Genomic DNA, 19,741 nt, shown 5'->3' with positions numbered 1-19,741 from the left:
CGACGGCCTGTTCGGTGTCGAAGGCGCGCGGTCGTCCCATGACGTGACCGTACGCCGTAAAAGAACGATCAGTCAAAAACGATCGTTCTTTTACGGTCGTGTGCCACGGTCGCGAGGCGCCGGCCCCGCTCGTCAGGGGGCCGAGGCGTCCGGACCGGTTCGGTCTGCGAGGCGGTGTGCGAGGTGGAGCAGGTCCGGCAGGCGGAGCACCCGTCCGCCGAACCCCGGGAGGGGGACGTGGAGCGGCCGGGTCCAACGGGCGGGGATCGCGTCCAGCCCGTAGTACGCCCCCGCCAGCCCTCCGGTCACCGCGGCGACGGTGTCCGTGTCGCCGCCGAGGTCGATCGCCGCGCGCAACGCGTCCTCGAAGCCGGTGGTGGTGCGCAGGGCCCAGACGGCGGAGCCCAGGCAGGGCCAGACGGCACCGTTGGGTTCGGTGGCCCGCTCGGGGTGCCAGTCGGGCGCGAGGACCGTGGCGTAGCACTCCCGGTGGTCGGGGTGGACGAGGGCCAGGATGTCCGGGAGCGCGTCGAGGGGGTCGGCGTCCTCGAGCGTGACGCGGATGAGTTCGTGGAAGACCGCGGTGCCCTCCCAGGCCGCGCGGTCGCCGTGGGTGAGGGCGGCGATGCGGCGGGCCGCGTCCATGGTGGCCTCCCGGCCGGCGGAGGCAAAGTGGACCGCGGAGGTTGCCGCCCGCATCAAGGAGCCGTTTCCCGCGGCTCGCCGGGTGGTCTGGAAGTGGACCGCGGCGGCGAGGTCCCAGGGCATGCCGTTGGTCAGGACCGCCTCGGTCTGCAAGCCGATGTCCTTGGGGTCGGACGCCGCCCACCGCTGGAAGCGGGCGAAGACGTCCGGCAGGTCCAGTCCGCCCCGCTCCAGCAGGGACTCCGCGACCAGGACGGCCATCTGCGTGTCGTCGGTGGCTTCGCCCGGGTCCCAGCCCCCGCCCCCGCCCATCTCGCCACCGGTGCCGGGCGCGGGGAACCGCGCGGAGAAAGCCCCCTCGGGGCCGAACTCGAAGGGGCCGCCCAGGGCGTCACCCACCGCCGAGCCGACGACCGCGCCGGCGACCCGCTGCATCCGCTGTATCCGCTTCATCCACGCAGGCTATCCACGCCGCGTCCGCGGCGGACCGCCCCCTCCGGGAAGGGCTGCCGGCCCGGGGAGCAACGCCTCCGGGCTCACGGCGGGACCGCGCGGCCCGTACCGGATGCCGCCCCCGTGACCCGCGCGTCCGTACGGTGTGCCCGGGCACGGTCGAGAAGACCGCCGACGGCCTCCCGGGCAGGGCGCGGACGGCCCTCCGGGTCCGGGGCTCCGGCGGGCCGGTGGCACCGCGGAGCGGGCGGGGACTCGACGGCGCGGGCGGATACCGCGTCACCTGGTGCCGGGGTCCTCCGGCCGGGGTCGGGCGCCGTCGAGCGCCAGAGCGATCAGGCGGTGGACGACCGGCATGTCCACGGGGGTGTCGCTCAGCAGGACGCGGGCGAAGAGGGGGCCGCTGACGGCCTCGATCACCAGGTCCGGGTCGGTGGCCGCGGCCAGTTCGCCGCGGTCGACGCCCCGCCGGACCATGACGGCCGCGCGGGAGAGGCGCTCGGTCCAGTACGGGCGGCGGCGGTCGTCGAGGGTGTCGTCCCGCTCGACGCTCAGCCGCAGCAGGGCAGGGCCGTACGGCCCGGACAGCAGGTCGGCGAGCGCGCCGAAGAACCGGGACAGGTCCTCCCGCACGTCTCCCGTGTCCGGGATCGGCAGCGTGGCGTCGAGGCGGCTGGTGAGCGCCTCGTGGATCAGGTTCTCGCGGGTCTTCCAGCGGCGGTAGACGGACGTCTCGTGCACGCCGGCGGCCCGGGCGACCGCCGCGACGGTGGCTCCGGCCAGCCCTTCGGCGGCGAGGAGGTCGACGGTCGCGGCCAGCACCGCCTGCCGCATGCGCTCCCCGCGCCGCCGGAGGGGCTGTGGGGCCGGTCGCGGGGTCGATGGGGGCGGCGTCATCCGTACAGCCTAAAGCAAGTCGCCTTGCGTTACGAGTCCGCCGAGCAGTACGGTCGGCCCGAGGCGACCTGCGACAGTCGCGCGGGCTCCGCCACCACATCCAGGGAGTCACGTCATGGAGCAGATGCTCGCCGCCCGCCTGCACGTCCCCAGCCGCACCCTGCGCCTGGAGGAGGTGCCGCGCCCGCAACCGGGGCCCGGACAGGTGCTGGTGAAGGTGGAGGCGGCCGGTGTCTGCCTCTCCGACGTCCACCTGATCGACGGCACCCTCACCCCGCGCCTCCTGGACGGCGAGACCGTCACCCTCGGCCACGAGGTGTCCGGCACCATCGCCGAGACCGGCGACGGGGTCACCGCGTGGACGCCGGGACAGCGCGTCGTGCTGTACGCGGGCGAGGTGCGCGACGGCGTCACGTACACCCGCGGCGTCGACTACGACGGCGGCTGGGCCGAGTATGCCCTGTCGTCCGCGGACGCGCTGACCCCGCTGCCCGACACCATCCCCTTCGACCAGGGGTCGATCATCCCGGACGCCGTGTCGACGCCCTGGGGCGCGATCACCGTGACCGGTGCCGTCCGCCCGTCCGAGGCCGTGGGGGTGTGGGGCGTCGGGGGCCTCGGCGTGCACGCCGTGCAGCTCTTGCGCGCCGTCGGGGCGTGTCCGATCATCGCGGTGGACCCCAGCGAGGTCGCCCGGGAGCGGGCGCTGGCCATCGGTGCCGACCTCGCGCTCGACTCCGCCGACCCCGCCCTGCGGGAGACCGTGGCCGCCGCCACCGGTGGGGTGGGGCTCGCCGCCGCCTTCGACTTCGCGGGCGTGCCGGCGGTGCGCGAACAGGCGCTCAGCGTCCTGGCGCCCAAGGGCCGGCTGGTGCTGGTCGGGCTGACGAACCGGCCGCTCACCGTCACGGACGGCACCCGCTTCAGCTACTTCCAGCAGCAGATCCTCGGCCACTACGGCTCCGACATGCCGGTGGCGCTGCCGCAGCTCCTGCGGTTGGTCAACGGTGGGCGGCTGGACTTCGCCCGGTCCATCAGCGACGTCCTGCCCCTGTCCCAGGCCGCCGAGGCGGTGGAGCGGCTGGAGAAGAAGGTGGGCAACCCGATCCGGCTGATCCTGCGCCCCTGACACCGGCCGCGGGCCCTCCCCCGCCTCCGCCGGGCCGAGCCGTACGGCGACTGCGGGAAGTGGGTGTACGGGCCCTTCACGACAGCGCGCCCCCGCCACCGACCGGTGGCGGGGGCGCGGCGTCAGGACGGGCGGCAGGGCCGCCCGTCCCGCCTACAGGTCCTCGTCGTCGTCCTCGTCGTCCTCGTCGTCGACGTAGTCGACGTCGAAGGGGTCGGCGCCGATCCTGGCGTACAGCGCGTACGCGCCGAAGGCCGTGGCGCGGCGCTCCCAGACCTCCCAGGGCACGTGCACGTCGCCCAGGGTGGTGGGCAGTCCCTCCTCGACCTCGAAGGCCCCGGGGTCCATGCCCAGCCGCCGGATGAGCGGGGCGGTCGTGGCGCGCAGGACCTGCTCGGGTCCGGCCGCCTCCGCGGGGGGCAGCACCAGCAGGAGCTCCGCGAGGAACCCGCGGCGCAGACCGGCCGGGTCGGCGGCCTCGAACTCCACCGCGAGCGGAGCCAGCTCGGTGACCAGGGGCAGCCACACGGCCATGGCGGCCTCGGCGCTGTCCGCGTCCGGGGTGTTGAGCGCGACCCGGACGACTACGTCGGTCGGTTCGAACAGCATCAGTGGGTCACGTGGCCTTCCTTCGAGATGTTGGCGTGGGAGTAGTCCTTGCCCTGGTTCTTGCTGCCGGCGAACTTCTCGAAGTTCTTGCCCTTCGGGATCTGGACGTCCCACTCGTCCTTGCCGTCCTTGGCCCGGGTCCAGATGTTGCCGTACTTGTCCGGGAAGCCTCCACCGCGTACCTGGGGGCTGCCGGGGTTCCAGTCCTTGCGGGGGACGAAGGGAACCGGGCCGTCCGTGGGGAGGCCGTGCTTCTTCGCCGTCTGCAGGAACTTCTTGTTCTTGTACGCCTTGCCGGCGTCGCCCGCCAGCTTGTTCATCAGGGTGAGCGCGTCGTGCCACTGGTTGGGGGACAGGTGGCGCATGCTCTTGCCGGCGTTCTCCGCCCACTTCAGGTCGGTGGCGTGCTTGGCGAGGTTCTCGAACTTCTCCAGGTACTTCGCGAACTTCGCCGGCTTGGCCAGGGCGTCGCCCGCGTACGGGATGAGCGCGGCGAGCGAGAGGCCGGCCCCGGTGAAGTCGCCCTGGAAGAGGCTCATCAGTCCGGAGGCGCCGTCGCTGGCCGGGGACGGGTCGAAGATGCCCGCGACGTCGAGCACCAGCTGCGCCTTGTCCGCGCCGGACAGGCCGCCCTCGCCCTCCAGGTCCTCTCCCGTCCCGGGGTAGTCCTGCTCGCCCGAGCCGACCTCGGTGTCGGCGTGCTCCTCCATCTCCTCGGCGATCTTGACGATCGCGGCGATGACGGCCTGGAAGCCCGCGGTGGCGGCTTCGGCGGCGTCCTTGCCGGCCGCGATCGCGGCGGCGGCGGCGATGTCGGCCTGCGCGTAGGCGTAGTCGGCCGACTCGGCGGCGCTGACGGCCGATGCGGCGGCCTGGCGTGCCGAGGCGCTGGCGGCGTTGGCCGCCTGGTTCGCCGTGTTGGCCGCGGCCCTGGCCGTCTCGGCGGACTCGGCCGCCTTCCGGGCGGAGGCGTCGGCCCGCTCTGCGGAGGCCGCCGCCTCGGAGGCGTACTCCTTCGCCTTGGCCGCGGAGTCCTCGGCCTGCTTGGCGTAGCCCGCGGCCTCCGCTGCGGCGCCGCGGGCGTCGGCCGCCGCCTTGGCGGCCTCCGCGGCCAGCTTGTCGGCCTCGTAGGCCGACTTCGCGGCGTTGGCGACGATGCGGCGGACCTCGGCGACGTGCATCGCCGTGTCGTGGTCCTTCTTGGCGGCCTTGTACTGGGCCACCTGGACGAAGGCCCGCAGGAGGGTGGGGGGCCCGGCGAGCGCCGTCTCGGCGGCGGCCTTGGTGTGGGCGCCTCCGACGTTCATGATGCGCAGGGTCTCCGCGCGGTCGTCCTCCTCGCGGGCCTTGTGCTGGCCGGTCTTGATGAAGGCGCGCAGGGCGTCCGTCGTACCGGCGTCGATCGCCGCGCTGCCGTCCCGCTTCACCGCGGTGCCGCCGGCATCCATGAGCTTGAGGGTCTGGACGCGGTACTCGTCGGCGAGGACCTCGTGCTGGCCCCGGTCGAGGAACGCCTTGACGTCGGCGTGGTCACCGGCCAGGGCGGCCTCGGCGGCGGCCTTCATCTCGGTTCCGCCGGTCTGCGCCAGGTGGAGCACCCGGGCCCGGTCGTCCTGTTCCTCGGCGGTCCGCCGTCCTTCCTCCAACCACTGCGTGACGTCCTCGTCGGATCCGGCGAGGGCTTCCTCGGCGGCCTTCGAGGTCCACGGGCCGCCGTCCTCCGCCAGGTTCAGCGCGGCCTTGCGCGCCTTGGCGACGGCGGTGGCCGGGTCGGTGCCGGGCGCGGCGGCCTCGTTGAGGAGCGTGGTGGTCTCCGCGGCGCGGCGGGCGGCCTCCGCCTCGTCCCAGGCGAGCGCGGCCCGTTCCCGGTCGTACTTCTCCTTCAGCTCCGCGGCGATCTGCATCGAGCGCTGCTTGTCCGCCTCGAGTTCGGCCGCCTCGGCCTGGCGGGCGATCTGCTCGGTGGAGTACGCCTGGAGGGCGGCCGTCGTGGCCGCCTTCGACGCGGCGAGGGCGGCCTTGGCGTGCGCGGTGGCCTTGTTGGCCCAGTCCGCGGCCTGTCCGGCCGCCGCCGCGGCGTCGTCGGCGGCCTTGGCGGCCGCTTCGGCGTGGTTGGCGGCGCTGGTCGCGGCCTTGTGGGCTTCCTGGGCGGCTGCGGCGGCCCGGTTGGCGAGCGTCTCCGCCCTGCTGGCGGCGCTGTTGGCGACGGCGGCGGCCTGCTGTGCCTCGGCGGCGGCGGCGCGGGCCCGGGCCGCTTCGGCCCCGGCGGTGGCCGAGTGCGCGCCGGCCTCCGCGGCGGCCGACGCGGCGGCCGCCGCGTTGACGCCCGCGCTGGCCGCGGCGCGTGCCGATTCGACCGCTTCGGTGATGGCGGTGATGGCGTTGAGCACGGCGTTGGCGGCCGTACGGGCTCCGGCCGCCGCGTTGCGGGCGTCGACGGCCGCCTGACGGGCCGCCGCTGCCTGACCGGCGTCCTTCACGGCGGCGCTCGCCGACTGGTAGGCGCGGGACGCGGCCTGTCCGGCGGCGGCCGCGGCGGACGCGGCGGACGCAGCGGCGTTGGCGGCGGTACGGGCCGCGGCCGTGGCCGCGTTGGCGGCGCTGACGGCGGTGCGTGCGGCGTCGGCGGCGCCGAGCGCGGCGTCGGCGGCGCGGCCCGCCGCGCGGCTGGCCTTCTTGGCGTCGCTCTGGGCCGCGGCGGTCTCCGCGGCCGCCCGCTCGGCGGCCTCCTTGGCCTCGGCGGCGGCGGCCTTGGCCTTGCTGGAGGCGGCCTTGGCCAGCGTGGTCTCGATCTGGGCCTGCTTGGTGGCCTTGGCCGCCTGGGCCGCGAGCTGGGAGACCGTCATGATCTCCTGGTCCCGGGCCCGAGCCGCGTACTGGCCGTTCGCCAGGAACTCACGGACGTCGTCAGCGGTGCCGTTGAGGGCTTCCTGGGCGGCCTGCTGCACGCGCGGCCCGCCCGTGGACATGATCTTGAAGGTCTCGACGCGGTCGTCCTCCTCGCGGGCGACGTGTCGACCGGTGCTGAGGAAGGTGCCCAGGGCCTCTTCGGTACCCGCGTTCAGAGCGGCCTGGCCGGCTCTGCGCACGGCGGTGCCGCCCTCGTTGATGACTCTCAGCACCTCGACGCGCAGGTCGTCCCCCAAGGGGGCTCCCAGGCCGGACTGGAGGAACGCGCGCAGGTCTTCCGGGGTTCCGCTCAGTGCCTGCTGGGCGGCCTGCCGCACACCGGGGCCGCTGGAGTTCAACAGCCGCAGTGCGGTCAACCGGTCGTCCTCCTGGGAGGCGAGGTCACGCGCGGTGCTGAGGAACTCCTGGATGTCGGCGTCCGTACCGACGAGTGCCTGTGCGGCCGCGCGCTTCGTGGCAGAGCCCCCTGAGCGCCAGTCCTGCACGACCTGGGCGCGGGCGCTGAGGGCGGTCGTGGCGGTACCGGTGTCCTCGACCGCCTGCGCGTCGACGGCCGTCGTGCCGAGCAGGGTCAGGGCCGTGCCGAACGCGACCGCGGCGGTGAGTATCGGGTGGCGGAGCCGCTTGCGCGGCTGTCTCGTTCTCTCCATGTCCTTCTCTTCAGTGCACCGAACCGGTGGACCTGTCGGCGGTCGGCGGTTCGGAGGGTCCGCTGGCCGGAAGGTGACCAGCGGGTCCCCGTGGATCTTGACGATCAACCATTGTGACGGGTGGTGATGCGGGGGTTCGAGGAGGGCCGGGTGGTGGCGGGGGGTCAGCCGGCTTGCCGGGCGTGGGGGTTGCCGCCGGTTCCGCCGGGCCGGGCGGACGCCTTCACGGCGCCACCGCCGGGACCGCACGGGGGGCGTGGCCGCCGGAGCCGTCGGAGCCGCACGGGGGGCGTGGCCGCCGGAGCCGTCGGGACCGCTACCTGGGTGTTCGCCACCCACCGCGGCCCGCTGTTCGCCGTCGTCCTCGTACACCGGGGGCTGTGCCCCGCGGGCTCCGCCCGCGCCCGTCCACCCCGTGCCCGGCTGCGCGTCCTCACCTTCGCACCGGGAGCTCCAACAGGTCGGCGAGTTCGACGTCGGTCGCCGGCCTGAGCGTCGACAGGACGTGCCGGGCCGCGGACAGATCGGTGCGGGAGCCCTCCAGGGTCACGGTGTACACCAGGTCGTCGCGGCGCAGCCTCAGCTCCTGACGGCCGCCCTCGTACGTCAGCAACTGGCGGCCTCCGCCGTCGTCCGCGCAGCGGACGGCCTCCCCGAAGGGAACGGGGCAGCCCCGCGCGTCGGCGCGCCGGGTGTCGTGTCCCCTGTGTTCCACGCCGAGGTGCAGCCTTGCGGAGCGGGGCCGTTCGTAGTCGGCACCGAAGCCGTCCTCGCTCGCGCCCAGGACCCGCAGGGTGTAGCCCGGCGGTGGGTCACCGACCCGCAGCAGGGTGCGGTCCACACGGTTGGCGGCGATCCATTCGTCCAGGGTGGGGGGCTGCGCGGCGTCCCGAACGGCGTACGCCCCGCCGGCGGCGAGGGCGACCGCCACCCCGAGAGCGCCCAGCTTGACCCGGGTGCCGGGGAGGAAGAACGCGGCGGCGAGCGCGTAGCAGGTCCCTCCGACCGGGTAGAGCAGCAGACCGCTGTCCAGACCACCGGTCGTGACGTCCGCCACGATAACTCCGAACGCGCCGGCTGTGCCGAACGTGTGGAGGCTCGCCGCCCATGTCCACAGGCCGCGTGCCCTGCGGGTGAGCGGCACGATCGGGCGGGCGGTCGTCCCGAGACCGGCGAGCGCGGCCACCGACAAGGGGACCGTGACGGCGAGGGCGCCGAGGGGAGCCCTTCCGCCGACGAAGAGGGCGACGAGCACCGCCCGCGTCTGCAGGCCGGTCAGGGCACAACCGACCAGCCAGACAACCGCCAGATGGGCGACCGCGCGCCCCGTTCCTTCCGTCCGCGTCATTCTCATGATCACGTCAGGTCGGCCGGTCGCGGTTCCCGGTGCGGCGAAGACCGCGCGAGAACCGCCGGTGACCGCCAGGACGGTCACCGACGACCTGCCCGGTCGGACGGCGGGGCACCGGGGACGGCGAGCGGCGGCGAGCGGCGGTTCGAGGACGCCTCCCCGCCCGGTCGCGCGGGTGGGCCCGCGGTCACCCGGCGCGTCCCCGCGAAAGCGGCGTCGTCGCGTACCTGCACGCCGAGGGCGTCGCGGGAGAGCGAGAGCCCCGCCGTGGTCGCCGACCGCGACGGGGCACCGGACGAGCGTGGTGCCCGCGCCCCCGGCGCTACGGGACGGCGGTGCCCGCTTCCCCGGGTCCGACCGACCGGCCGTCCCTGCGCGGGCGTGTGAGGATCTTGGCGATGCACGCCGGGAGGGCGGCGTCGGCCTCGTGGCCGCGGGCCCGGTAGGCGCTCGGGGTCTCGCCGACCAGCTCGGTGAAACGCGAGCTGAACGACCCCAGCGAGGTGCACCCGACCGCGAAGCACACCTCGGTGACGCTCATGTCGCCCCGCCGCAGCAGCGCCTTCGCCCGCTCGACACGGCGGGTCATCAGGTAGCTGTAGGGGGTCTCCCCGAAGGCGGCGCGGAAGCTGCGGGAGAAGTGCCCGGGCGACATGAGGGCAACCTTCGCCAGCGCCGGGACGTCCAGTGGCCGCGCGTAGTCGCGGTCCATCACGTCGCGGGCCCGGCGCAGCCGTACCAGGTCTTCCAAGGTCATGCGCACCAGCATCGCACGGCGGTGGTGTCCCGCCCGCGCCGTCGGGCCCCCGGGCCCCCGGCACGCCGCGGGCCGCCGGTCGCGGTGTGCGCGGGGCGGGTGCCCGGCCGGGTCTTCGTGGGCCGCGGGCCGCGGCGGGCGCCGCGGGGCGGGTCAGGGCGCGGAGTCGGCCGGGTGAGGGGCGGACGACGGTGGCGGGGCGGGGCCGTCCAGGAGGTGGGCCAGGGCGCCGGTGACGAGGCGGGTTATCTCCTCGGGGTCCGCGTCGGCCAGGGGACGCTTCTGGAGGACGACACGCATCAGTCCGATGCCCAGCAGCCACGACAGGGCGAGGTCGGCGCGGAGCGCCCGGTCGTCGGCGTCGCTCAACGTGGCGAGGACGCGGGCGTAGTCGGTGCCCAGGGAGGCGACGGCGGCCGTCACCTCGTCCTGCGCGCCGACGGACCGCAGGAGCGTCTCCAGGGACCTGGCGGCCCCGGTCGCGCCGCCGTCCCGGCCCGGCGGGGGTGTCAGCATGCCCGTCAACACCGTCTCCACGAGCCGGTCGGGAGGGGTGGCGCGCAGCTGTTCGAGGCCGCCGCGCGCCACCGCCTCCCCGAACAGGGCGCGCTTCGAGCCGAAGTGGCGGAAGAGGAGGGCCTGGTTGACGCCCGCGCGGGCCGCGATGTCCCGGACGGTCGCCCGCTCGTACCCGCGTTCGGCGAACAGCTCGGACGCGGCGGCGAGCAGCCGCTCCCGCGTCGGTCCTCCGTCCGCCCGGCGCCGGCCCGCCGCGCCACCTCCGGGGCGCACGGCCCCCCTTCCGGGGCGCGCGGCCCCGGTTTCCGTTCCCTCGGCCTCCACCCAGCCGCCCCTTCTCCCGCCGTTCCGCTCCCCGGGGCGGGGGCGCCGAGGCGCCGTTGACCGCCACCGGGGCCAACTCTAGGTTGGTAAGCAGCTGCTTACACCAGGGAGGTTTCCCCGTGACGACCGCGCACGAGCAGACACCGCTGACCTACCCGTTCAACGAATCCGAGGGGCTGGACCTCGCCCCCGCGTACGCCGAGGCGCTGGAGCGGCCGGGCCTGTCACGCGTCCGCATGGCCTACGGCGAGACCGCCTGGCTGGCCACCCGGTACGCCGACGCCCGCCTCGTCCTCGGCGACCGGCGCTTCAGCCGCGCCGAGGCGCTCCGGCACGACGAGCCCCGGCAGTCCGAGGCGCAGCAGGACGCGGGCATCCTGGGCATGGACCCGCCGGAGCACACCCGCCTGCGCACCCTGGTGGCGAAGGCCTTCACCATGCACCGGGTCGAGAAGCTCCGCCCGCAGGTGCGCGAGCTGGCGCACGGCTTCCTCGACGAGATGGAGGCCGCGGGGCCGCCCGTCGACCTCGTCGAGCAGTACGCCCTGCCCCTCCCCGTCGCCGTGATCTGCCGGATGCTGGGTGTCCCGGAGGAGGACCGGCCGAGGTTCCGCGTGTGGAGCGACGCGGCCCTGTCGACGAGCTCGCTGACGGCCGAGGAGTTCTTCCGCAACCGCGAGGAGCTGCGCGCCTACATGGCCGGCCTGGTCGAGGACCACCGGGAGAACCCCCGTCCCGACCTGATGACCGCGCTGATCGACGCCCGTGACACGGGCGACCGGCTCACCGAACGGGAGTTGGTCGACCTCTGCGTGGGCCTCCTCGTCGCCGGGCACGAGACGACGGCGAGCCAGATCCCCAACTTCGTGTACGCGCTGTTGGAACACCCGGACCAGTTGGCCCTGCTCAGGGAGCGGCCGGAGCTCGTCGCGGGCGCGGTGGAGGAGCTGATGCGGTTCGTGCCCCTCGGCAGCGGGGCCGCCTTCCCCCGGTACGCCACGGAGGACGTCGAGGTGGGCGGCACCCTCGTACGCGCCGGGGAGCCGGTCCTCGTCGCCGTCGGGGCGGCGAACCGCGACGCGCTGAAGTTCACCGCGCCCGGCCGGCTCGACATCACCCGCACGGGGGTGCAGCACCTCGGGTTCGGTCACGGCGTCCACCACTGCCTGGGCGCTCCCCTGGCCCGCGTCGAGCTGCAGGAGGCGCTGTTGGCGCTGCTGACCCGCTTCCCGGGCCTGCGCCTCGCGGGCGGTGTCGTGTGGAAGAACCAGATGCTGGTCCGCGGGCCGCGCGAGATGCCGGTGGGGTGGTGACGCCGATGACCTGGACGGTCGAGGTCGACCCCGACCTGTGCATGGGATCGGGCATGTGCGCGGCCCTCGCGCCCGACCTGTTCCGGCTGGAGGGGGCGTACGCCGAGCCGGTCCGTACGGAGATCTCCGAGGACGAACGGGCCCTGGACGCGGCGGACTCCTGCCCGGCGCTGGCCATCGTCGTCCGCGACGGCCCGAAGACGGTCGGGCCCCGCCCCTGACACCCGGCGGCCCGTCCACGCCCGGACCCGGCGCGGCACCGGCGCGGCCCGGCCGCCCAGGAGGCGCGCACGGGGCTTCACGTACGATCAGCCGGTTCCCCTCCCGGCAAGGAGCGCCCCGTGTCCGCCCCCGTCCCACCGCCCCGCGGCGCCTCCGGTCCGCTGCTCGTACGGCAGACGACCCGCGTCGAGGACGGCGAGAGGCTGCACGCCCTGCTGTGGCGGGCGGGCCCCGGCTGGCGGATGATCAGCAGCACCGTCCTGGGGGGAGGCATCGGGGAGCGCGCCTGGGTCCTCAACGCCCAGGTGTCCCACGGCTACCGGCGCACCGACCCGGACCGCCACCTGGCCCGGCTCGCCCGCGACGCCGGCGCGCGCGGGCCGGGGGTCGGGCTGATGACGGCCGCCGACGTCTCGGGGCACGCCCGCGCGTGCGACGGCGGCGTCGGCGCCGTCGCCACCGCGGGGCTCGGGGTGCGGGGGTGGGCCGCTTCCCCGGCTCCGGGCGCGGCCGTCCCGGCCGGGCCGGGCACGGTCAACATCGTCGTCGCGCTCCCGGTGGCCCTGACCGACGCCGCGCTGGTCAACGCCGTGGCCACGGCCACCGAAGCCAAGGTGCAGGCCCTGCTCGACGCCGGCTACGACTGCTCCGGCACGCCCACCGACGCGGTGTGCGTCGCCGCGCGCACCGCCCGTCCCGGTGAAGAGGTCCACGCCTTCGCCGGGCCTCGTTCCCTGTGGGGCGCCCGGCTGGCCCGGGCCGTCCACGCGGCCGTGCGCGGCGCGGCGCCCGCCCCCTGAGCCCACCGACCGCCGCGTCGCCCGCGGCCGGCCTGCCCACCCGGTCGGTCCGCCCCGGTCGGTCCGGCCGGCCTGCCCACCCGGTCAGCCCGGCTGGCGGTTGTCCTTCAGCGAACCCCAACCGTGCCAGCGCTCCACTTCGATCCACGCGCTGACCCGGCCGCGGTCCCGCTGCGGGTACTGCGTGCCGAGGTACTGCCGGGCCAGCCGGTCGATGTCCGCCAGCCCCTCGTCCTCGCGCAGCTCCGCCACCCGGCCGATCAGGCTCACATGGGTGTACCAGGACTCCTCGTCCAGCACGGTGAGCGTCACCCGGGGGTCCCTGCGGATGTGGTCCAGCCGCTTGCGACCCCCGTCCATGTTGACCAGTACCCGGCCGTCGTCCTCCCACAGGTACCAGGTCGCCGTCGAGACCGGCTGGCCGTCGGAGCGCAGCGTCGACAGCACGGCCGGATTCGGCTTGCGCAGCATGGCCACGGCGTCTTCGGGCAGCGGGGGCTTGGACATGGCTGTTCCTCCTCGTTCGGCCCGGCCCGGCCGTCCCGCCGGGCCGTTTCGCAGCCTACGCCCGGGGAGCGGCGGACAGCGGGCGCGACGTCTCCGGCGCCGCGCCGGTCGCGCTGACGGCGGCTCAGCCGTACGTCACCGTCACCCGTTCGAACCCGAGGGAACCCAGCAGCCCCTTCAGCATCGCGGTGGTGTTCCGCTCGGCCCGTTCGGTGAGCCCGCTCTGCCCCGCGGCCTCCCCGATGCGCTGTGCCGCCAGCCGCTGCACCGCGCGCTCGTCGTTCGGGTTGTCGGAGAAGAGGTCGCCGAGCCGGTCCAGCAGGCCGCGCTGCTTGGACACCGCGTAGGACCGCTGGGGGTCCAGGGCCGGCGGGCCCAGCACGGCGCGCGGCAGCCGGATCACGGCGGACGTCCGCTCCTCGTTCACGGTGACGTCCTCGGGTCCGGTCTTCCCCAGGTCCACGTACGCGCCGACGGTACCGGCCGCCACGTACAGCGTGCGGGTGCCGCGGAGGGCGTCCGGCAGGAACCGGGCGTCCTTCTCCAGGTCCACCACGATCTGGTAGGAGCCCGCGGCGCCCTCGTAGCGGCTGAGGTCCTGGATCGACTGGAGCAGCGCGGGCCCGGAGTGGTCCCGGGTGTCCTCGCCGAAGAGGTCGTCCCACCCGGGCACGACGCCGAACCGCCCCGCGGCGGTGAACAGGACCGCCAGTACCAACAGGGCGGCGGGGACGGTGAACCACCACGGGGTTCCGCGGCGCGCGGCCGGCGCGCGCGGGGGCTTTTCGTCGGAGGTCTCCACGGGTAGCGGATGCCCGTGGCGGCCGGGAATACTCGCGCCCGCGCCACCGTCGCCCGTCCCCTTCTCACACGGCGGCCGTACCGCCCCGGTGCCGGGCACCGGGGGGCGCCCGCACGTCAAGCGGGGTTCGTGGAAGCTGCCGTCGCGGAGCGTGGCGGACCGGACGCCGATGCGGTACCGGACGGGGCGAAGGCGGCGGGGAGCGGGAGGGTGGACGGCGCGTTGCGGGCGGTGGGGTCGCTCCCGAGGGCCTTCCCGGCCCGGGAACCCCTCGCCACGTGGCCGCCCCTGGCCGGCACCGACCGGCCGTCGTGCCCGGCACCGGCCGTGGTGCCCGCCGCCGGCCCGGTGGCGCTCCCCGGTCATGGCCGCCTCCTCGCCGGACGTTCCGGGCGGACGTCCTCGCCGCGGCCCTGCGCGCCCGGCGTTTCGCCACCGGGCCCTTCGGCCGGCGGGTGCTCCTCGACGAGTTGCGGGCCCGGACCACGTCCACGTCCGTGGTCCGGGTCCGCGACCGGGTGCCGCCGTACCGCCAAGTGCCGCGGGTGTTCCGGCGCCTGCCCGTCACCCGCCTCGCACCGCTCCCCCACCCCGGTCATCCGCTGCCCGTGGGGGCCTCGGCGCGGCTGCTCGACGTCGCGGCCCCGCTCCCGGGGCGGCATCGCGAAGGTGCCGGTGGCGCCGGGTACCCGACGTGCCGGGCAGCGGCGGCGCGCCCGGCCGCCTCCGGAGGGGGTTCCGCACTCTTCGGCGCCCCGGTCGGACTCGGGCCCCGCGCCGGACCGTCCTCGGTGGCGGAAGCGGCGGGCCGCCGCTCGTCGGGACCCGCCCGTACGGCGCCGCGGGTGGCCCCGTGACGGGGCGTCGGCTCTGCGGCGACGCCTCACGCGGGACGGGGCCCGCGGTGGGGTCCGGCAGGTGACCGGGCGTCCGGTACGGCCGTCCATGGGCCCGTCCGTAGTCGATCAGGCGCTTGGCGGTACCACCGGTCCGGGCCGGCCGCCGCGGGGCCCGTGGCCGCACCGCCGTCGCCCTCTCGCCCGCCGGGCCCCGCCGCGGCCACGGCCTCCGGCGCCCCTCACGGACGGTGACGTGCGCATGACTTGGAAGAGTACATTCCGCAACTGTCCAGAGCCTTGTAGTCCCACGGATGCCGCCCTATTCTCGCGGACGGAAAGCGCTTTCCCGACGCGTAAGAATCGTTCCGGTGGAGGCGTCCGTCGCGGTGCCCGCCGCGATTTCGCGCACGAACCGCCACCGATCCGGCGCGGGGCTTCGCCCAGGAAGCCGACGCGCCACGGAACGAAGGGTGCACGCCACGACGAAGACGCAACACTCTGTCCCCCACGGTTTCCACGACAACGATTTCCCCCCACGGGCGACCTGGCACGCCACCGGCTCCAGTGGCCGTCGCACGGGTGGCGGCGACACCGCCGACGCCACCGCCGACGCCATCGGGGAGCGCGGTCAGTAGAGCGGGCGGAAGCACACGGCCACGGTGGCCCCGCGGCCCGCGCCGACGACCCCGAGGATCCGGGGCACGGCGGAAGTGCCGACCCGATCCGCGACAACAGCACTCCACCTTTCCGGGCCGACCAGCGGCCTGCCCAGCGGCAGGCCGGCGGCCTCGGCGATCCATTGACATGCCTATGGCATATACCAGGGGCATCCCACGTGCGAAGACGAAGAAGAATGAGGCGAGGATGAAGCGACCAGTCGCACTGCGACTCTCCGCGGGGCTGGCCACGATGGCCCTTGCGGGCGCGGCCAGCGTGTTCCTGACGATGCCCCAGGCGTCGGCGGCGACCGGCGGCGCCACCGGCTACGCCACCCAGAACGGCGGGACCACCGGCGGCGCGGGCGGGCAGACCGTGCGGGCCACCACGGGAACCGCGATCCACGCGGCCCTGTGCAGCCGGGCCAGCAGCAGCACCCCGATCACCATCCAGGTCGAGGGGACCATCAACCACGGCAACACCGCCAAGGTGTCGGGCAGCAGCTGCAGCACCGCCGCCGGTGTGATCGAGCTCAAGCAGATCAGCAACGTCACCATCGTCGGGGTCGGCAGCGGAGCCGTCTTCGACCAGGTGGGCATCCACATCCGCGACGCCAAGAACATCATCATCCAGAACGTGACCGTCCGGAACGTCAAGAAGTCGGGCTCGCCCACGTCCAACGGCGGTGACGCCATCGGCATGGAGAGCAACGTCCGCAACGTCTGGGTCGACCACGTCACCCTGGAGGCGTCGGGCGGGGAGTCGGAGGGGTACGACGGCCTCTTCGACATGAAGGACAACACCCAGTACGTGACCCTGTCCTACAGCATCCTGCGCAACTCCGGCCGCGGCGGCCTCGTCGGGTCCAGCGAGAGCGACCTCTCCAACGGCTTCATCACGTACCACCACAACCTGTACGAGAACATCGACTCCCGCGCGCCCCTGCTGCGCGGCGGCACGGCCCACATCTACAACAACCACTACGTGAGCCTCAACGAGTCCGGCATCAACTCCCGGGCCGGGGCGCGCGCCAAGGTGGACAACAACTACTTCAAGGACTCCAAGGACGTCCTGGGCACCTTCTACACCGACGCGGCCGGCTACTGGCAGGTCAGCGGCAACATCTTCGACAACGTGACCTGGTCCGCCCCCGGGACCGACAACAAGCCGGCCGGCCCCAACCCGCAGTCCAACACCACCGTCAGCATCCCCTACTCCTACAGCCTCGACGCGGCCAACTGCGTGCCGAGCGTCGTGAACCAGACGGCGGGCGCCAACAAGGGCCTGCGGGTGTCGGACGGCAGCTGCTCGCCGCAGTCCCCGTCGCCGACCCCGACCCCGACCGGCCCCACGTCGACGCCCACCACCCCCGCGCCGACGCCGACCGACCCCTCCCCCACCCCCACCCAGCCCAGCGGAACCAACCTCAGCATCGGGGCCGGCGCCGACGGCTCCAGCAAGGCCGACGGGACGAGCTACGGCAACGTGCGGGACGGTGACGTGAACACCTACTGGTCGCCGGCCGGTTCGACCGGTTCCGTCTCGATCAAGTGGGGCTCCCCCACCGCGGTGTCCAAGATCAACATCCGGGAGGCGTCGGGCTCCGCGGGCAGCATCAAGACGTGGAGGGTCGTCAACGCCGACACCGGCGCCGTCCTGACCTCCGGCACCGGAGCGGGCGTCATCACCTTCCCCCGGACCACGCTGAGCAAGATCACCTTCGAGATCACCGGCTCGACCGGCACGCCGAAGGTCGCCGAGTACGAGACCTACGCTAGCTAGCGGCGCGGTCCCGCCGCCCGGCGGGACCGGCGCCCCACCCGCCGCCGATCACCCGGAAGGGGGCCGTCGAACACGGCGGCCCCCGAACCCCCGGGCGGTGGTGACCACGCGGCCGGGCCACCGGTGCCGACCGGAGACGCCGGTGCCGACCGGAGACCCGCGGTCGGGGTCCGGGTGGTGAGCGGTCGGGGCGGCGAACGTCCGACGGCCGCCCTCGTCGAGAAGGAGCCGGACGCGTCGGACGGAGGTTCGGGACCGCCCCGTACAGGGCGGTCCCGTCGGCTTTCCGGGGCCCGGGCAGGAGCCTCCGGCGCGGCACGCGCCGGGGGTGACGGCCCGGCCGGGCCCGGAGGCCGGCGGCCCTCTCCCGGGACCGCGCGAAACACAACGGGCGCGTGCGACCGGCTGCCGGGGCGGCAGGGCACGTCACCGGCCTGCCGGGTGGGCCGGAGAGCGGCGCGCGCGGCTCGTTCCGCGTGCCCGTGCGGGGACCGGTCGGCCGGGACGCGGTCGGGGTCGCCGCTGTCGGCCCCGCGCGTCCGGCCGGGACGACCTCTACGGGCCCCGGGCGGGCGCGGCCGTCCGGGCCCCGCGACCGTCCGAGCGGGCGCGACCGTCCGGGCGGGCGCCGATTCGGGCACGCGGTCGATCGCTCCCCGGCCGGCGCCCCGCTCACGTGCGCGATGGGCGCCCCCGTCCGGAGCCGGTGCGCGGGTTCCGTCGGCCTCGGGCGACAGCGGGCCGCCGGTGCCGAACCCGCCGGAGGCGGAGTCGTACGTCCGGCTCCGGTCGCCCGTCGCGGCGCCGCCCGTCCGTGCTCCCCCTCCCGCAGGCGGGCGCGCCGGCCGCCGGTCCGCGGAGCGCCTCGCCCACCCGGTCGGGCGGTCGAGGGGGCGGCGCGCGGTCAGACGCCGACCGCCTCCTCCATCTCCTCCTCGGTCTCCTCCGTCACGGTCCGGTCCGCGGCGGAGGGGGAGGCGGCGGCAGGTTCCGGGGCGGGGACAGCGGCGGTCCGGGCGCGGCGCCGGGTCTCGGTGACGCCCGCGACGGCGGTCAGGGCGAGGCCGGCGAGCAGCCACAGGGCGAGGACGAGGACGTGCCCGCCGAGGGCGTGCCCGCCGAAGTACACGTGGGCGCGGACGCCCTCGACGAACCCGGCGCCGTTCCAGAAGGCGTGCAGCGAGGCGAAGAAGCCGGGCTGCAGTTCGGGCCGGTAGATGCCGCCGGAGCTGGTGAAGTTGAGCATGACGAACAGCACCATGACGCCGAGGGTGGTCCACCGCTTGAGGAAGGTGTGGAGGCCGACGCCGATGAAGAGGATGCCGGCGCCGTAGAGCCAGGCCATCGCCCACAGTCCGCCGAGGCCGTGGTCGACGAGGTGGAAGACGGGGCCGGCGAAGAGGACCCCTACGAGGCTGACGGCGAGCGACGTGCCCGCGGCCAGGAGGGCGCGGATCCGCATCGGCAGGGCGGCTCCGGCGCCGCCGATGACGGCCACGGAGGCGTACGAGCCGATGCTGAGGGCGACGAGCAGGAAGAAGACGCCCTGTCCGGTGGGGTCGCCGTCGGAGACGGGAGCGACGTCGGTGACCTTGAGGGGGGCGTCCTGGGCGGCGGCCACCTTGGTGAAGACCTTCTCGACGGCCATGGCGCTGGTGTCGGAGGAGGCGCCGGCGACGAGGAGTTCGGGGCGGGCCCCGGGGACGTAGGCACCGAAGCTCGTCCGCTCGCGCAGGGCGGTGACGGCGGAGTCCTGGTCGGTGACGGTGCGGACGTCGAGCGCGCCCGCGCCCTCGTCCTGGAGGGTCTGGGCGAGGACCTGGGCGGTGGGCCCGGACCCGACGACGTCGACGCGGAGGTGGTGGGGTTCGGGGGCGTGGAACGCGCCGAGGTAGGCGAGTCCCATGCCGACGCACATGAGCAGCGGGGTGAGCAGGTGCCCCAGGACGTGGCGCAGCGCTCCCTTGGTGTTCGGCCCTGCGGACACGGAACCTCCATTGGTTGGCTTTTACAACAACAAACCGTTGTACTATACAACCGAGACCGGACGCCGGTCGACCGACGACACGAGCCAACGACAAGGGGCGCACCATGAGCGAGGGCGCGCGTGAGACATCCGTCGACCTCATCCAGCGGGAGCTGACGGCTTTCGCCCGCCGTGCCCGGGCCGCCGCGGCCCGGCTCCACCCCGACCTCCCCCTCGTCTCCTACACGCTGCTCGCCCACATCCACGACCGGGCGGGTTGCAGCGCCACGGACCTGGCGGCCCACTACCTGCTGGACAAGTCGACGGTGAGTCGGCAGCTCGCCTCGCTGGAGAGGCTGGGCCTGGTGGAGCGCCGCCCGGACCCGGGCGACCACCGCGTCCAGGTCCTCCACCCGACGCAGGAGGGGCGGCGCGTCCTCGCCTCGACGCAGGCCAGCAGGCAGGCCGCCTACGAGGAACGGCTCCGGGACTGGTCCGCCGACGACCTGGCCCGCTTCGCGGCGTACCTGGTCCGCTACAACGCCGCCGTCACCTCCGACCCGCCGAAGCCCCCGCGCCGATGAGCCCGGCCGGGGCCCGCGGATGAGC

16 protein-coding genes are annotated in these 19,741 nt (G+C 74.9%); 6 read left to right on the top strand and 10 right to left on the bottom strand.

All coding sequences use genetic code 11. The features are described 5' to 3' along the window. Nucleotides 1-132: 132 nt before the first annotated feature. Together RND61_RS30335 and RND61_RS30330 are read right to left on the bottom strand one after the other, a co-directional pair. Nucleotides 133-1,098: an ADP-ribosylglycohydrolase family protein gene (locus RND61_RS30335; RefSeq protein WP_391654472.1), complete on the bottom strand. Its 966-nt coding sequence runs from the start codon at nucleotides 1,096-1,098 to the stop codon at nucleotides 133-135. A 279-nt stretch (nucleotides 1,099-1,377) separates the two neighbouring features. Beyond that, nucleotides 1,378-1,932 carry a TetR-like C-terminal domain-containing protein gene (locus RND61_RS30330; protein ID WP_315881369.1) on the bottom strand — a complete coding sequence of 185 codons (555 nt, stop codon included), beginning with the start codon at nucleotides 1,930-1,932 and terminating at the stop codon, nucleotides 1,378-1,380. Between the two features lie 178 nt (nucleotides 1,933-2,110). Here RND61_RS30330 and RND61_RS30325 point away from each other — a divergent pair, with 178 nt between their 5' ends. Next, nucleotides 2,111-3,124, top strand: a complete 1,014-nt coding sequence (locus RND61_RS30325; protein WP_315881368.1) for a zinc-binding dehydrogenase — start codon at nucleotides 2,111-2,113, stop codon at nucleotides 3,122-3,124. Between the two features lie 153 nt (nucleotides 3,125-3,277). On the opposite strand, the gene RND61_RS30320 is transcribed toward RND61_RS30325, so the two are convergent. The 5 genes from RND61_RS30320 to RND61_RS30300 all read right to left on the bottom strand — a co-directional run bounded on the left by RND61_RS30320 (nucleotide 3,278) and on the right by RND61_RS30300 (nucleotide 10,193). Further along, a complete protein-coding gene (locus tag RND61_RS30320) occupies nucleotides 3,278-3,733 on the bottom strand; it encodes a hypothetical protein (RefSeq protein WP_315881367.1) in 456 nt (151 codons plus the stop codon). Beyond that, nucleotides 3,733-7,293, bottom strand: a complete 3,561-nt coding sequence (locus RND61_RS30315; protein ID WP_315881366.1) for a polymorphic toxin type 17 domain-containing protein — start codon at nucleotides 7,291-7,293, stop codon at nucleotides 3,733-3,735. The genes RND61_RS30320 and RND61_RS30315 overlap by 1 nt, the downstream gene beginning before the upstream one ends. Nucleotides 7,294-7,726: 433 nt before the next feature. Next, nucleotides 7,727-8,641: a hypothetical protein gene (locus RND61_RS30310; protein WP_315881365.1), complete on the bottom strand. Its 915-nt coding sequence runs from the start codon at nucleotides 8,639-8,641 to the stop codon at nucleotides 7,727-7,729. Nucleotides 8,642-8,966: 325 nt separating this feature from the next. Beyond that, nucleotides 8,967-9,401: a helix-turn-helix transcriptional regulator gene (locus tag RND61_RS30305; RefSeq protein ID WP_315881364.1), complete on the bottom strand. Its 435-nt coding sequence runs from the start codon at nucleotides 9,399-9,401 to the stop codon at nucleotides 8,967-8,969. Between the two features lie 153 nt (nucleotides 9,402-9,554). Then, nucleotides 9,555-10,193, bottom strand: coding sequence for a TetR/AcrR family transcriptional regulator (locus tag RND61_RS30300; RefSeq protein WP_315881363.1), 639 nt, complete (start codon nucleotides 10,191-10,193; stop codon nucleotides 9,555-9,557). A 170-nt stretch (nucleotides 10,194-10,363) separates the two neighbouring features. Between RND61_RS30300 and RND61_RS30295 the strand changes: the two genes are divergently transcribed. From RND61_RS30295 to RND61_RS30285, 3 genes are all read left to right on the top strand, one after another. Further along, the gene (locus RND61_RS30295) at nucleotides 10,364-11,557 is read left to right on the top strand and encodes a cytochrome P450 (protein WP_315881362.1); all 1,194 of its coding nucleotides are present in this window, start codon (nucleotides 10,364-10,366) and stop codon (nucleotides 11,555-11,557) included. 5 nt (nucleotides 11,558-11,562) lie between these two features. Further along, on the top strand, nucleotides 11,563-11,778 hold the full coding sequence (locus RND61_RS30290; RefSeq protein WP_315881361.1) for a ferredoxin: 216 nt from the start codon (nucleotides 11,563-11,565) through the stop codon (nucleotides 11,776-11,778). Nucleotides 11,779-11,898: 120 nt separating this feature from the next. Next, nucleotides 11,899-12,579, top strand: coding sequence for an adenosylcobinamide amidohydrolase (locus RND61_RS30285; protein ID WP_315881360.1), 681 nt, complete (start codon nucleotides 11,899-11,901; stop codon nucleotides 12,577-12,579). 84 nt (nucleotides 12,580-12,663) lie between these two features. Here RND61_RS30285 and RND61_RS30280 read toward each other — a convergent pair whose 3' ends face one another. Next, a complete protein-coding gene (locus RND61_RS30280) occupies nucleotides 12,664-13,086 on the bottom strand; it encodes a PPOX class F420-dependent oxidoreductase (RefSeq protein ID WP_315881359.1) in 423 nt (140 codons plus the stop codon). A gap of 124 nt (nucleotides 13,087-13,210) precedes the next feature. Continuing rightward, nucleotides 13,211-13,888 carry a DUF4230 domain-containing protein gene (locus tag RND61_RS30275; RefSeq protein WP_315881358.1) on the bottom strand — a complete coding sequence of 226 codons (678 nt, stop codon included), beginning with the start codon at nucleotides 13,886-13,888 and terminating at the stop codon, nucleotides 13,211-13,213. 1,703 nt (nucleotides 13,889-15,591) lie between these two features. On the opposite strand from RND61_RS30275, the gene RND61_RS30270 reads away from it, so the two are divergent. Continuing rightward, nucleotides 15,592-17,166, top strand: a complete 1,575-nt coding sequence (locus tag RND61_RS30270; protein WP_315881357.1) for a pectate lyase family protein — start codon at nucleotides 15,592-15,594, stop codon at nucleotides 17,164-17,166. Nucleotides 17,167-18,070: 904 nt separating this feature from the next. Here RND61_RS30270 and RND61_RS30265 read toward each other — a convergent pair. Next, entirely contained in the window at nucleotides 18,071-19,153 is a 1,083-nt protein-coding gene (locus RND61_RS30265) for a hypothetical protein (RefSeq protein WP_315881356.1), read from the bottom strand. 104 nt (nucleotides 19,154-19,257) lie between these two features. On the opposite strand from RND61_RS30265, the gene RND61_RS30260 reads away from it, so the two are divergent. After that, nucleotides 19,258-19,716: a MarR family winged helix-turn-helix transcriptional regulator gene (locus RND61_RS30260; protein ID WP_315881355.1), complete on the top strand. Its 459-nt coding sequence runs from the start codon at nucleotides 19,258-19,260 to the stop codon at nucleotides 19,714-19,716. The last annotated feature ends 25 nt before the right edge of the window (nucleotides 19,717-19,741 follow it).

The organism is Streptomyces tamarix (assembly GCF_032423885.1).
In the GTDB taxonomy this organism is placed as follows: Bacteria; Actinomycetota; Actinomycetes; order Streptomycetales; family Streptomycetaceae; genus Streptomyces; species Streptomyces tamarix.
This window is presented reverse-complemented; position numbering and strand designations above follow the sequence as displayed.